The sequence below is a fragment of the Lacinutrix chionoecetis genome, from assembly GCF_053604665.1.
This window is the reverse complement of the sequence record NZ_JBSHNQ010000080.1, coordinates 89,936-105,874: the sequence shown is the minus strand read 5'-3', so window position 1 is coordinate 105,874 and position 15,939 is coordinate 89,936. Positions and strand designations below refer to the sequence as shown.

8 protein-coding genes are annotated in these 15,939 nt (G+C 34.3%); 1 reads left to right on the top strand and 7 read right to left on the bottom strand.

Annotated elements, in window-relative coordinates; all coding sequences use genetic code 11:
• The first annotated feature begins 11 nt into the window (after positions 1-11).
• Positions 12-2,654: a cyanophycin synthetase gene (cphA, locus tag ACVC43_RS07750; protein ID WP_452223931.1), complete on the top strand. Its 2,643-nt coding sequence runs from the start codon at positions 12-14 to the stop codon at positions 2,652-2,654.
• A gap of 80 nt (positions 2,655-2,734) precedes the next feature.
• Here the strand turns inward: cphA and ACVC43_RS07745 are convergent, their stop codons facing one another.
• From ACVC43_RS07745 to ACVC43_RS07715, 7 genes are all read right to left on the bottom strand, one after another.
• Positions 2,735-4,903, bottom strand: a complete 2,169-nt coding sequence (locus ACVC43_RS07745; RefSeq protein WP_452223930.1) for a T9SS type A sorting domain-containing protein — start codon at positions 4,901-4,903, stop codon at positions 2,735-2,737.
• A gap of 230 nt (positions 4,904-5,133) precedes the next feature.
• Positions 5,134-5,451, bottom strand: a complete 318-nt coding sequence (locus ACVC43_RS07740) for a hypothetical protein (protein ID WP_452223929.1) — start codon at positions 5,449-5,451, stop codon at positions 5,134-5,136.
• Positions 5,452-5,461: 10 nt separating this feature from the next.
• Entirely contained in the window at positions 5,462-5,671 is a 210-nt protein-coding gene (locus ACVC43_RS07735; RefSeq protein ID WP_452223928.1) for a hypothetical protein, read from the bottom strand.
• A 160-nt stretch (positions 5,672-5,831) separates the two neighbouring features.
• Positions 5,832-9,848 carry an ATP-binding protein gene (locus ACVC43_RS07730; RefSeq protein WP_452223927.1) on the bottom strand — a complete coding sequence of 1,339 codons (4,017 nt, stop codon included), beginning with the start codon at positions 9,846-9,848 and terminating at the stop codon, positions 5,832-5,834.
• Between the two features lie 99 nt (positions 9,849-9,947).
• Positions 9,948-10,952: an isoaspartyl peptidase/L-asparaginase family protein gene (locus ACVC43_RS07725; protein WP_452223926.1), complete on the bottom strand. Its 1,005-nt coding sequence runs from the start codon at positions 10,950-10,952 to the stop codon at positions 9,948-9,950.
• Between the two features lie 146 nt (positions 10,953-11,098).
• Positions 11,099-12,766: an MFS transporter gene (locus tag ACVC43_RS07720; RefSeq protein WP_452223925.1), complete on the bottom strand. Its 1,668-nt coding sequence runs from the start codon at positions 12,764-12,766 to the stop codon at positions 11,099-11,101.
• A 151-nt stretch (positions 12,767-12,917) separates the two neighbouring features.
• Entirely contained in the window at positions 12,918-15,875 is a 2,958-nt protein-coding gene (locus ACVC43_RS07715) for a GH92 family glycosyl hydrolase (protein ID WP_452223924.1), read from the bottom strand.
• Positions 15,876-15,939: the final 64 nt, after the last annotated feature.

Genomic DNA, 15,939 nt, shown 5'->3' with positions numbered 1-15,939 from the left:
ACCATATACAAATGAAAATACGCGAGATAAATGCCATGCGAGGTCCTAACTATTGGTCTGTAAGAAGACATAAGCTTATTGTTATGGTTCTAGATTTGGAAAAAATGGAGGACTATCCAACAAATAAAGTTTCTGGATTTTCTGAACGTTTAAAGGCCATGTTTCCTTCTATGTATTCTCATCGTTGTTCTGAAGGTTGCGAAGGTGGTTTTTTTATGCGTGTTGATGAAGGCACCTGGATGGGACACGTAATAGAACACATTGCATTAGAAATACAAACACTCGCAGGAATGGACACGGGCTTTGGGAGAACACGTGGTTATGGAGAAAAAGGAGTTTATAATGTGGTGTTTTCTTATCTTGAAGAAAATGTTGGACGCTTTGCAGCACAATCTGCTTTTGATATTTGTAATGCATTAATAGCGGCAGAGGACTACGATTTAGATGCAGACATTCAAAAAATGCGAGAATTACGTGAAGCATCGCGTTTAGGTCCAAGTACAGGTTCTATTGTTGAAGAAGCCGAATCACGTGGTATTCCATGGATTAGACTAAATAAATATTCGTTATGCCAATTGGGTTATGGTGCTAACCAAAAAAGAATTCAGGCAACTGTTACAAGTGAAACCAGTAGTATTGGTGTGGAACTAGCTTGCGATAAAGAGGATACAAAATACCTTTTAGAACAAGCTGAGGTAGAAGTGCCACGAGGTGATATTATTAGACGCGAAAGAAGCCTTGAAGACGCTTGCAGATATGTTGGCTATCCTTTGGTTATTAAGCCTATAGATGGTAACCACGGACGTGGTATTACTGTAGATATACAAAATTATGAAGATGCTTTAAAAGCATTTCATCATGCAAAAGACAGCTCCCGTAGTGGTGCTATTATCGTTGAAAAATTTATTACCGGTGAAGATTACAGGTTATTAGTTATAAACAATCAATTAGTGGCTGCGGCTAAACGTACTCCAGCTCATGTAATAGGTGATGGAGAGTCTAATATCCAGCGTTTAATAGATATAGTAAATAGAGATCCAAGACGTGGTTACGGACACGAAAATGTACTAACTCAAATAACGGTAAACGAACTCACCGAAACCATCATTAAAGATGCTGGTTATACCTTAGAGTCTGTTTTAAAAGAAGGCGAAATGCTTGTCTTGAAGGATACAGCTAATTTAAGTACTGGTGGAACTGCAGAGGATGTTACAGATATTGTACATCCGGCAAATGTGTCTATGGCAGAGCGTATTTCTAAAATTATAGATTTAGATATTTGTGGTATAGATATTATGACAACAGATATTTCTAAACCATTATCTGAAACTGGTGGTGCAGTACTTGAAGTAAATGCAGGTCCTGGTTTTAGAATGCATCTGGCGCCAACAAAAGGGCTTCCAAGAAACGTGGCAGCTCCAGTAATCGATAAGCTATTTCCTATCCATGGTGACACAGGACGTATTCCTATAATTGCTATCTCTGGTACTAATGGAAAAACAACCACCACCCGATTAATAGCACACATAGCAAAAATGAAAGGCTATCGTGTAGGTTATACCACCAGCGATGGTGTTTATATACAAAACCGATTATTAATGACAGGTGATTGTACAGGACCAGCCAGTGCAGAATTTGTACTTAAAGATCCAACGGTAAATTTTGCGGTTTTAGAGAGTGCTCGTGGTGGGCTTTTACGCGCAGGACTGGGTTTTAAAAAGTGCGATGTAGGCGTTGTTACCAATGTTGCAGCAGATCATTTAGGTTTAAAAGGCATTCACACCATAGAGCAATTAGCAAAAGTTAAAGGCGTAATACCAGAAACTGTTTTACCAGATGGTTACGCCATTTTAAATGCAGATGATGATTTGGTTTACGATATGAGACGTACTGTAGAATGTAATGTGGCACTGTTTTCTATGGATGAAAATAACCCGAGAATTAAAGCTTTACAACGCTTAAACGGAATTACTGCAGTTTTCGAAAATGGGTACGTAACTATTTGTAGAGGCGAGTGGAAAATGCGTATTATGCAAGTAGAAGATATACCGCTAACCTATGGCGGGAAAGCGAAATTTATGATTCAGAATGTTTTGGCAGCAGTTTTAGCTGCACATGTTCAAGGTATTAGAATTGAGGATATGAAAGTAGGATTGGAAACTTTTATTCCTTCGGCAGCACAAACTCCAGGGCGCTTAAATTTATTTGAATTTGAAAACTTTACCATACTCTTAGATTATGCACACAATCCTGCTGGAATGCGTGCATTACAGAAATTTACAGAGGAATTAGATGCCACAGTTAAGGTTGGTATTATTGCAGGTATTGGAGATAGAAGAGAGGAAGATAATAACGAGATGGGAGCCATTGCGGCCGATATGTTTGATGAAATTATTATTCGTCAGGACAAACGCTTACGCGGAAAAACAGAGGAGGAACTTATTAAAATGCTTAATGATGGGATAAAAATGAGAGACCCGAATAAGAAAACTACTATTATCCCTTCAGAAAAAGAAGCTATAACCTATGCTGTAAAAAATGCTAAAAAAGGATCGCTAATTATCCTGTGTAGCGATGTCATACCTGATGCATTAGATTTGGTAAAGAAATTTAAGGAACTAGAATCGCGAGGCGAATTAACGTTTGCAGATTAAACTCAATTTATAAAACAGAAAAGCCGAAAACTCAAGTTTTCGGCTTTTTAGCTTCTAAAAAGAATATGGTAATAGCGTAATTAATGTTTTAATATTTTTTTAGTAACCTCTCCTTTATCGGTTTTAATTTTTACAAGATAAACTCCTGATTTAAAATGAGATAAATCTATTGTATTTTGGCTTGTGTTTTGTAAAATTCGCTGTCCTAATAAATTAAACACCTCAAGGTTATTTATTTTATGCTTGCTTGAAACGGTTACTTTATTTAAAGTTGGATTTGGATACAGGCTCACGGATTTTTCTAACTCAAGAGAGGTGGTACTTAAAGTAGAAGCACTTTCAATTGTAAAACTTTTATACGAAGAATTATCTACAAGAGCCAAGGTTCTAAATACCCTTAGTTTATACGTAGTACCATTTGTTAATCCGCCTATATTTCCTGTGGTATCAAAGCATCCTAACTCTGTGCCACCACAACTATCGTAAAGCGCAAAATTATTCCAACTAATATCGCCATCTATTAATAAAAAGCCGTCCTGAGGCATAGTAACATCGTACCAAACATCGGCATAATCCTGAACTGTCGTGCCAGAACAGCCTATTTCATTATTAATTGCAGCACCAGCAATACCAAAGCTAACGGAGATTGGTGTTGAAGGCGATAATGTTATTGGTTCTGCAGCACTACAATCGTCGTTATTAATTATCTCAAAAGCCTGCGTGGTAAAGCTTAAATAACTGTTGTCTGCATTAGCTGCAGTTCTAAATAATCGTAATTTGTAATTTGTTGTTGCTGTTAATCCAGTAAATAATTGATTTGTACTTCCGCATTGAATTTCGGTGCCAGAGCAGGCATCAAATAAAGCAAAATTGTTCCAGCCTATAACACCATCTACATACAGGTTTCCATTTACAGGCATCGTGAAATCGTACCAAATATCTACAACTTCTTCAGTATTACCACCAGCGCAACCAATTTCGCTGTTAACAGAAGCACCACCAATAGCGAAGTTTACTGTAGAAAGATCTGTGCTAACGGTTATGTTTTCAGCTGAAGCACAATCATCGTTTGTAGCTTCCTGAAAAGCTTTTATTGTAAAACTTAGGTAGCTGTTATCTGCATTCGCTCGTGTTCTAAACAATCGAAGTTTATAGTTGGTTCCCGAAGCTAATCCTGTAAAAAATTCATTGGCATTACCACATTGAATTTCGGTACCAGAGCAGGCATCAAATAATGCAAAATTATTCCATCCAATAACGCCATCTACATAAACATTACCATTAAAAGGCAATGTGAAGTCGTACCAGATGTCTACATAATCCTGAGTTATACCATCATCGCAACCCAGTTCGTTATTAACTGTGGCTCCACCAATATTAAAATTAACCGTTGTATTGGTTTCGGAAACTACAATGTTTTCTGATGTAGCACAATCGTCATTGGTAACTTCAGGAAACGCCTTAATGGTAAAACTTAAATAGCTGTTATCTGCATTCGACTCTGTTCTAAATAATCTTAATTTATAATTAGTGCCTGCCGTTAAGCCTGTAAATAACTCACTCGTACTACCACATTGAATTTGCGCACTACCGCATGCATCGTATAGGGCAAAATTGTTCCAGCCTATAACACCATCTACGTATAAATTGCCAGTAACAGGCATTGTAAAATCGTACCAGATATCTACATAATCTTGGGCGGTACCTCCTTCACAACCAATTTCGTTGTTGACTGTGGCGCCTCCAATTTCAAAATTTACCGTGGTATCATTTGTGGAGACAGTGATGTTTTCGGCAGTTGTACAATCATCATTTGTGGCTTCAGCAAATGCTTTTATAGAAAAACTTTGATAAGCCGTATTTGTGTTCGTTGCAAATGTTCTGTAAACCCTTAAAAAATAAGTGTTTCCCGATATTAAATTTGTAAATAAAACATTTGAATTTTCGCATTCAATTGCTGTGCCTCCACAAGCGTTATAAAGGGCAAAATTATTCCAGGCTAAAGTGCCGTCTACATAAACATTTCCGTTATAAGGCATAGTAAATTCATACCAAACATCTGCAAAATCTGTAGTTGTAGTACAAATCGTTTCATTGTTTAGCGTTGCAGTATTAATATCGAACGGAATCGTTATAGATGTTGCGCTTATAGTTATTATCTCTGCATTCGAGCAATCATCATTTGCGGGCTGTGCAAATACTTGCTGGGTGATTAAGAGAATTGTAAAAAAGAAGTAAATTTGTTTCATAATCAATGGATTTAAGTGTTAAAGGTAAAAGGATTAGGTGTTATTTTAATGGTGAATTGTAAGAATTGCCTTAATTTATGTGTGGCAGGTATATGCTGCGCTACAGTTGGTAATGCTGTAATTTATTAGAAATAGGGAAACAATAAATGTTAACGTTATTACTGCTTCCCATTTCTAACGTGATTAATAGCACCTTTATAATCTTTTATATTATATATATAATTTATTAATTAGTTGAATTCAAAAAGGATAACAGCAGTTATACCAAACATTATAGCTACAATTTGTTTACTGGTAAGTGCTTCATTAAACCAAAAGCAATTTATTAATGTTAGTAGCACGATATTAAAAATTAAAAATAAAACGGATGCAACAACCATATTTTTGGTGGTAAAACTGAAAGCCAGAAATCCAAGTCCAACCACATAAAAACACATGCCTGCAATAAAATAAAGTTTACTGCTATTGAGCACCCAATTTTTCATGAGTAAATCGCCAAATGTATCGCAAACAGCACCTATAACTATATATATTATTGCATTGTTCATTGTTGAGGATTTACATTTCTATAGAAATATCATCCCAAATATCATCAAACCAACGTGTTGGTTTTAATTTGTTTAAAGTGCTTTTTGCCCTTGATAGAAAACTTGGTTCTGGTGTTTGTTCTCGTATATATTCTTTAACAAACAGAGATGGCATATTTTCTATACTAAGCGTACTGTCGTCTCTATCTGAAGAATAATTTAAGTGAATAATCGATTTCATGACTAATAGCTTTATTGTTCGAAACCAAAATTATAGCAGAATCCTATTTAAAGGTTGCAGTATTTAATCAAACCTGTGTAGTATTTAATTACTGTTTAAAAAAGCATGTAGTATTTTTGCATTTTTAATGCATAGAAAATTGTAATAAACTAATTATCAATTAATTGCGTATGTCGCTTGGTGCAACATTAAATTCCTCCTTAAACGCCTTACTAAACCAGCTTGGGTCGTTAAACCCAGTGGCATAGGCAATTTCTGAGACCGATAACGTAGTTGTTTGGAGTAATTCTTTGGCTTTTAATAATCGGATTTTTCGAATATAAACTGCTGTTGAGGTATTGGTTAAAGCCTTTAGTTTTCTGTACAGTTGCGATTCGCTTAAATGCATCGCTCTTGCCAGGTAGAACGCATTAAAGTTAGAATCTTCTATATTTTTATTAATACTTTGTATAACGTTGTTAATAAATGTATCGTTTACGTTATCAATAGCTTTGCTATGAGGTATGGAAAAATTAGCATCTAATTTATATTTATGCTGTAATGTTTTACGCAGTTCTATAAGTTGGTTTATTCTTATAAGTAATTCCTCTTTATTAAAGGGTTTCGTTAAATAGGCATCTGCTCCAATAGATAGTCCTGAAATTTTATCTTGTTGTGATGCTTTTGCAGTGAGTAGAATAATTGGAATATGATTGGTTTTAATATCCTGCTTTAAAGTTTCACACAACTCAAAGCCATTTTTTTTAGGCATCATAATATCACTAACAATTATATCTGGAATGTGTTCAATTGCCATATTAATCCCGTCTTCACCGTTATAGGCATTTATAATTTGATACGTGTCCTGCAGACACAAATTAATGTACGAGGCCACATCTTTATTGTCTTCAACAATTAAAGCAATGGGCAGGTTTAATGTCTCATCAATTAAATTTGGGCTTAGTTTTTGAAGCGGTTTAAAAACAGGTGATTTAATATTGGTTTTTGTGGTTATTTCGGCAGTATTGGTAATAGGTAACAGGATAGTAAATGTGGTGCCTATATTGGGTTTACTTTCTACTTTTATGCTTCCATTCATTAATTCTACAAGTTCTTTAGTAAGCGCCAAGCCAATGCCAGAACCCTCTGCTTTAGAAAATTCGGCTTGATAAAACCGGTCGAAAATAAAAGGCAAATCTTCTTCAGTAATGCCTTTCCCACTATCTTTTACCTTTAATATTAATTGTTCGTTTTTGTAATCGTTACTTACATGGACGATAACTTTACTCTTTTTATCACAAAACTTAATAGCGTTAGAAATGAGATTAGAAATAATTTGTGTCACCTTATTGGCGTCGTAATCCATTATAATATGTTCATCCTCATTGTAAAAAACTAACGACACTTCTTTTTCTTGCGCATAAGAAACCAGGCTTTCTGTTAAATAGCGTGCGTGTGCAACAATGTCGTTTTGTTCTAAATTAAGTTTTAATTTACCCTTTTCAAGTTTAGCTAAATCTAACATTTGATTCACCAGATTAAGTAAATTATTACTATTTCTTTCAATCATTTCAAGAGCCGCATTTATGTCTGGTGTTGTTTTACTAAGCTTTTCTTTAAGATTTTCTGCCATCCCAGAAATTACAGTAATAGGTGTTCTAAACTCATGCGTAATATTGGTGTAGAGTTTGTTTCGCAAATCGTTTAGTTCTCTTAATCTACTTGCTTCTTGATGTGCTAATTTTCTTTGAATTTGAAATCTGTAAAATAAGAAGAAAACACTTAGCCCTAAAAGCGCATACAAGGCATAAGCAAGATTGCTTTTATACCAAGGAGGCAATACATTTAGTCTAATTTGTAACGGTTCTTTTTGCCATAATTTGTTTCTTGTTTTGCCCTGAACTAATAGTGTAAAATTTCCTTTAGGTAAATCTAAAAGCTGAATTTCTTTAGTATCATTAAGTTCGTTCCAGACATCATTATTTGGTAATAATTTATAAACAAATTGATTGTTTTTTGTCTTTCTAAAATCCAGTTCCGAAAAACTAATGGCACTCGGGAATTCGTTATATTTTAAACTAATTTCTGATGCTTTTGTAATATTTTCCGAGATAATATCTGGAGATTTAATTGGGTTAATTTCCTCGCCTTTTATTTTAAGTGATGTAAAAATTAAATCACCTTCAACATCTAATTTATCAACATCGTCTGGATTAAAATAATTAAAGCCATTAACACCGCCAAAATAAAAAGTATTGGTTTTTTCATCTTTAAAAATAGGGCCTAAATTAAATTCTGAGCTTTGTACACCATCTTTAGTATTATAATTTGTAAAGATTTCAGTCTCTTTGTTAAATTTAAATATGCCGCTATTCGTGGTAAGCCATAAATTATCGTGGTCATCTTCAAGCATACCGTAGACAAAAGTGTTGTTTAAACCTTCATTTTTACCATAGTGTTTAAAGGTGTTTGTGGACTCATTAAATTGATGTAAACCATCCTGGCTGGCTACCCAAAGCGTTGTATTTTTATCGTGAAAAGTGGATAGAATAGTATTGTTATTTAAAGCGTTTGGTAACTCGTTATCTCTGTAGAATGATGTAAAAGTAGGTTGGTTGTAGTCGTTGTTTTTAAATTGAAGTTTGTTTAAACCATTTCCAGTAGCAATCCAGTAATTGAGATGTTCATCTTGAGTAATGCTAAATACAAAATCCGAACTTAATGAATTAGTATTAGCGTCATGCCTGTAATTTTGAAACGTAAAAGTATTGGTTTTTAAATCACCAGTAAACCGGCTTAATCCACCACCATACGTGCAAATCCAGACCGTATTATTGTGATCTATGTAGGTGCTTCTTGTGTTATTAAAGCTTAAAGAAGACGGATTGTTTTCTTCAGAATAGATTGTCTTTATTTGTGGGTTTTCAGGATTAAATTGATTTAAGTTTATTACCGAAACACCTTTTGTAGTCGTTAACCATAGATTATTTTCCTTGTCTTTTGAAATCCCTCTAACAACATTGCTTGCTAATTTTTGATTGGTATTTTCTTTAGTAATAAGTAACACTGTTCCGTTTCTATCAATGCAATTTAATCCACCTCTTGTGCCAACAAACACATAGTTTTCATCTTTTAAAATGGAATACACATGGTTATTATTTAGAGGGCTTTCACTTTTTGTATTTATGGTTTTAAATACTTTTTTTGTTAATGGTTTTACATCTAATTTATTGGTTCCAATAAATAATTTGTTGGTATCAGGCAGGACCGTATACACACGACTTGAAGTAATAGAATTTAAATTATCACTATCACCTTTAAAAAAATTAAAGGATTTAAAACTTAATGATTTAACGTCAAAATCTGTTAGTTCAAATAGTCCATTGTCTGTGGATATATAATAAATATCACCTTTTGTAATGATGTTATTAACAGTTATTTTTTCTGTATTATTAGAAATTAATTTTTCAATGTTACAAGCAGTTAATTTGTTAGTTTCTGTATGATAGATATATAATCCAGTCGATGTGCCTAACCAAAGTTTAGAATCTTCAATAAAAATTTTATTAATGGGACCAGGATTTTTGTTGAGTATTATTTCGTTAACCGCTAAAGGGCTTACGTTTAAGTTTGAATGAAATAAACGTCCATCTTTAGAACCAACATATAGCATTTGAGAGTCGCTAATAGCTAATGTTGAAAGTTTTAAATGTTGAGATTTAAAATAGCTTACATCAAATTCTTCTATGGCCTCATTCTTTATTGAAAATACCGAAAGACCAGAATCTAAATATGTAGCATAAACACGACCTTTTTTATCTTTTGCAATGCCTGTACAGTTTAATCTTTTCTTTCCAACTTTATTAAAAATGTTTAATTGTGGGTTATAGTAGCAAACACCATTGGTAGCAGTTCCTATCCAAATCGTGTTATTGTCATGCTCTAATAAAGCATTAATGTAATTATCAACAATACTTGCAGTGTCTCCTTGGCTATTTTTATAAACTGTAAAAGAATTACCATCAAACCGGTTTAAGCCATCTTGTGTACCAATCCATAAAAACCCGCTGGAATCTTTTAAAAGTGAAAGCACCGTTTCTTGAGACAGGCCTTCCTCTAAACCATAATGATAAAAGGTGTTTTCCTGTGAAAAACAGCACATAGAAACAAAAAAAAGAACAATATATTTTAGTTTCAAGTCGTTGATTTTTAATGATTAATAGTTATCTAATTTAAGTATTTTTTTAACATCTAAACTTGTTTTTTGTATGGCAGGTTGTTTTTAATTCTATTTTGGTTACTTAGCTTTTAGTACAAATTCAGACTGTAAATTCTCATTCTTCCCCTCCTGAAATTTGGTCATACTAAACCATTGGTGAATGGCAAAACTGCCAGTTTCGCCTTGCTTATTAACAGCAATATAACCAACTTGAAAATTTTTATAATCGCTATTTGGTTTGTTTACAATGCGTTTTATTGCTTCTTCGCATGCTGCTTGAGGCGATTTGCCTTGTCGCATTAACTCCACCACTAAAAAACTACCAACCGTTTTTACTACTTCTTCTCCCAATCCTGTGGCTACGCAACCACCAACTTCGTTATCCACAAACAATCCAGAGCCAATTATAGGCGAATCGCCAACGCGTCCAGCCATTTTATAAGCCAAGCCACTTGTGGTACAGGCACCCGAAATATCACCATTTTTATCTATAGCAAGTATGCCTATAGTATCATGGTTTTCTATGTTGATTATGGGTTTATATTTAGATTCTATCTTCCATGTTTCCCAAGCTTTTTTAGACGCTTCGGTTAAAAGATTTTCTTTTTTTAAACCTAATTCGTATGCATATTGTTCAGCACCTTTTCCTGCAAGCATAACGTGTGGTGTTTTTTCCATCACATTGCGTGCTACAGTAATAGCATGTGTTATATTTTGAAGATACACAACAGAACCACAATTACCATTTTTATCCATAATGCACGCATCGAGCGTAACGTTACCTTCACGATCTGGCAAACCACCTTTGCCAACAGATTGATTAGTAACATCTGCTTCTTCAACTTTGCAACCAGCTTCTACGGCATCTAAAGCACTGCCACCATTTTCAAGAATTTTATAAGCTTCCGTTGTTGCATTAGGTACATTCCACGTTGCAATAACTAATGGGAGTGAGGCCACAGATTTATCTACACTCACTACTTTTTCAGTTTTAGTGTTTTCAGTACAACTCACTATTGCGCTTCCAATAGCTAATCCTGCGGTTGATAATGTGGCATTTTTTAAAAATTGTCTGCGTTTCATGAAAGAATATATTTTTAATTCCGCGAGAGCGAAAATCTTTAATTAATCTCTAATGCCACAATATAATATTTTCCTTATTAATTATTTTGAAGAAACAAAAGAGGCTTACTGTTAGGTAAGCCTTTTATCATTGTAATTTTATGTTTTTAATAAGGAACACCCTGTTTGTCTAAAACCGTTTTGGTTCTAAAAGCATAGAAAAGCAAATAAACAAAACACATTACTGCTACCCAATATGACGATTGAATACTAAAAATATCGGCTATCTTACCTTGTAATGGCGGAATAATTGCACCACCAAGAATCATCATGATTAAGAAAGCTGAGCCTTGAGAAGTATATTTTCCTAAACCTGCGATACTTAAAGTAAAAATACAAGGCCACATAATAGAACAGAATAAACCACCAGATAAAAAAGCAAATAATGCTAAATTTCCTGTTGTAAATAAACCAATTAACATCCCTAAAACTCCTAAAAAAGCAAATATTTTTAGGGTTTTAACAGGGTTGTCTTTAGCCATAAAAAATCCTATTATTTGTACAGCAATACAAACACAGAAAAACAGAATTTGGTTGCTTGAGTATTTTCCATAATTTACCAATAATATCACGCCAAAAGCGACATAAGGTACAATGATTAATAACCATTTTTTTAAGCCTTTACTCGGGTTAAAAACCGTAATGGCACCAACCCAACGACCAATCATTAATCCGCCCCAATAAAGGGAAATAAATGGTGCTATTTCAGCGTCATTTAAAACTGGCAATCCTAACGGATTTAGATTTGCAACTTTATCTGCGACTTGTTTTAGCAGTTCGCCTAAATTACTTTGTATTGTAACTTCCACACCAACGTAGCAAAAAATAGCCAACATCCCTAAAACCAGTTGTGGGTATTTCATCGCGCCCCAACCAACAGCATTTTTAGACGCACTTGAATTCGCGATAAACACTGTAGCAACAACCGCAAATAAAGCCACAAAAAGAACGATTAAACGCGTGTGTTCTATTGCTTCTGTGGTTATGCTGCCTTCAGTATAGGTGCTAAATATATAACCAAAACAAGCAACAATAATAATTGTTAATAGTATTAATAAATTGCGGGCTTTATTAGCAGGTTCGAAAACGGTATCCGATTTTAATGCTGGTAATTTTTTTGAAAAAAAGAATAATGCAGCTGCCAATAAAAAAAGGACTCCTACACCTAAATAAAGTATTTGAACAGTGCTTAAGGTGATTTCATTATTTTTAATCATTGTTACCAATTCTTCCGGACTAACAGAAGCAGTACCGAAGATGACTAAAGCAACAACTACTGGTCCAATGGTTGTGCCAAAAGAATTAATACCACCAGCTAAATTTAAACGATGCGATCCTGTTGCAGGATCGCCAAGCGCAATGGCAAATGGATTGGCCGTTGTTTGTTGTAATGAAAAACCCAAACCAACAATAAATAATGCAATAAGTACAAAGTAAAATACTGCCGTCTGTCCTTGTTCTGCACCTGCTGTTGCAGGATACATGGCGAATGCTCCAATGGCAGATAAGAGTAAACCATAAATAATTCCGTTTTTATAGCCCCATTTATTTAAGATGTCCTTTTTTACTGCACTGGAAATTATAAAAAGTAATAAAGCACCAATGTAATAGGCACCATAAAAGGCAAAATCCACCAATTGCGATTGAAATTGATCGATATTAAAATACGTTTTACAAAACGGAATAAATACACCGTTTGATGCTGCAATAAATCCCCAAAAAAAGAAGACTGTGACTAAGGTTGTTAAAGCAGATTTGTTATTTTGATTATTCATTTAGTTAGTTTTAAGTGCGCCTAAAGTAACAAGAAAAATTTATATTTTTTGTTACATCGAGTGATTTTGATTTTTATCAAAACTGTATCGAGATGCTTTTTTAGTTCTCGACACAAAATTGTTGCACAATTTTACCCAATCTAATATCATTCTATAGAATAGTAATTTCATCTACAAACAACCAGCTTCTGCCATCATCCTTATAGCCTAAATGCCATTCTGGAAGCTCACCCAGTTTTTTGGCTATAATTTTAATGTAACGAATGTTTTTGGGAACTTGCTTAAAATAGGCAGTCCAAATGTCTACGTTTTCTGAAGGACTAATACGTTCTGGTTTTCTTGTTCCATCAATTTTTGAAAAAGTTACACCATCAACAGAACCATAACAAATTACTTCTGTTGGGTAGAAAATCCAAGACCGCTGGTCTTTTAAAAAGTTTACTTTTACCATATTTACAGGTTTAGTGCTTCCTAAATCGACTGTCGCAATTAAATCTTCATCAAAATAACCTTGCCAGGTACCAGTTCTAAAATCTTTAGTGCCATAAATACCATCAATTAGAGCATTTTTGCCGCCAGCGTTGTATTGGTTGGCATATTCAGTTTCTAATTTTATAGACAAATTAGGATCTATTTTAAAGAATTTTGTTGTTATGGTTTTACTTTTTGTTCCGTTTAATACTGAATAGACTTTCAATGTTTTTGCTTCAGAAATTATAAAAGGTTTCTCGTATTTTTTAAATTCTGAATCATCTTCAGAATAATAAATAACAGCATCCTTTGTATTGCTTTGTAGTGCAACTTCAGTGTCACCTCTAAAAGCAGTATCACCTTTTGAAATGTATGGTGGTGTAACGATAAGATGTTCTTGAATAGAAGTTTCTGGTACTTCAGCATCTTTAGTCGCCCAATTTGATGCCGAATTTGTCATTTTAAAATGAAGCCTTCCACCATTCATAATATCATCGTGAGAAATAAAGGATTGATTTAATGCTACGTCGTTTAAACTTGCAGAGGCGATATATATGTTTGTATCGCTAAGGTTTTCAGCTATAATAGTAAATTGCTTTCCATTTTCTAAATTAATAGTTGCTTTATTAAATAGTGGTGTTCCAATAATATATTCGTTACTTCCTGGTGTCACCGGATAAAATCCCATTGATGAAAATATATACCATGCGCTCATTTGTCCGCAATCTTCATTACCCGAAATACCATCTGGCGTATTGGTGTACAACTCGGTTAAAATTTGATGTACTTTCTCCTGTGTTTTATGTGGTTTGTTTACAAAATTATACAAGTAAGCCATATGATGACTTGGTTCGTTTCCGTGTGCATATTGTCCAATTAATCCAGTAATATCAGCTTGATTACGACCAGAAGTTTCAGCTTCAGCAATAAATAACTTATCTAATTGAGCTTCCAATTTATCTTTTCCGCCTAATAAATTGATGAATCCTGAAATATCCTGCGGCACATAAAAACTGTACTGCCATGAGTTGGCTTCGGTGTAATTAAAATTTACTTCGTACGGATCGAAAGGTGCAAACCAGGTGTTACGAAAACGCCCACGCATAAATTGCGTTTCTGGATCGAATACATTTTTATAGTTTTGAGCGCGTTGCGAATATTCTTTATAAATATCTTCTTTTTTCATGGCTTTTGCCATTTGGGCAATACTCCAATCATCGTAAGCATACTCCAAAGTTTTGGAAACCGATTCACTTTCTTCTTCCACAGGAATAAATCCAAATTCCTTATAGCTTTTTAGTCCTAATTTATCTCTGGTTGCGCTGTGTAGCATGGCTTCTAAAGCTTTATTCTCATTATAACCACGAATGCCTTTTAAATAAGCATCTGCAATAACAGGAACGCCGTGATAACCAATCATGCAACCTGTGTAATTCGCGCTTAAATCCCAAATGGGCATTATGCCACCTTCATCGTATTTAGCTAAAAAAGTATTTATGAAATCATTCGTTTTTTCTTGTTCTATAATCGTGTAAAGCGGATGCGCCGCACGATAGGTATCCCAAAGCGAAAAAACCGTGTAATAATCGAAACCAACCGATTTATGAATATTCATATCCATACCACGATAGCGACCATCAACATCTTGATACAAATTTGGAGCAAGTGCGACATGATACATCGATGTGTAAAAATTAGTTTTATTATCCTCGTTATCACTTTCAACAACAATTTTTTCTAATTGCTTTTCCCAGAAATCTTGGGCTGTTTTTTTTACTTGTTCGAAGGATTGGTCTCCAATTTCGCCTTTAAGATTTTCCTTTGCACCATTGATATCTACTGCGCTTATGCCAATTTTTATATATACTGGTTCATTATTTGGGTTTATAAAAGTTAGGGCTATTTTTTGTGCGCCAGCCATACCTTGTTTGGGTGGAGATTGTAACATATCTTTAAATGGATGCGATGTTTTTATGGTAAAAAACAAACGCTGGTCTGTTGCCCAAGCTTTACTAAAGCGGTGACCTTGTATTTCGGTACTGGAAATCACTTCTATTTTGGCGTCTAATACTTCATCACGATGTATTAAATCTACAATGGCCACTTGGTTTTCTGTATCAGGAAATTGGTATTTGTGTATGCCACTGCGTTTAGACACTGTTAATTCCACATCAATATTAGTATCGTCTAAATGTACTTTATAATAACCAGGTTCGGCAACTTCGTTGTCGTGAGAAAATTTAGATTTATAACCTTTTTGAACTTGTGCTGAGCTTGCCGAAGCATTGGCTCCGTTATTAAAATTAATTTTGTTAGTTGGCATAATTAAAATATCGCCATAATCGCTCACGCCAGTGCCACTTAAATGTGTGTGCGAAAAGCCATAAATTTCGTTGTCGCTGTAGTGGTAACCAGAACAACCATCCCACCCATCTAAACGTGTATCTGGACTTAATTGTATCATGCCAAAAGGCATAGTTGCACCTGGATAAGTGTGGCCATGTCCACCAGTGCCAATAAGCGGATTAACATAAGAAATTAAAGCTTTGTCTTTGGTTGCTGGTGATTTGTCTTGTTCTTTTTTACAGTTGGTACACAACAACAAGAAACTAAAAAGGATAGCGATTGTAACTCTCATTAAAAATAGATTGCTAAATTTAAAGCATCTAATATACTAAAATGAAATTCGTGAAACTGGTTCT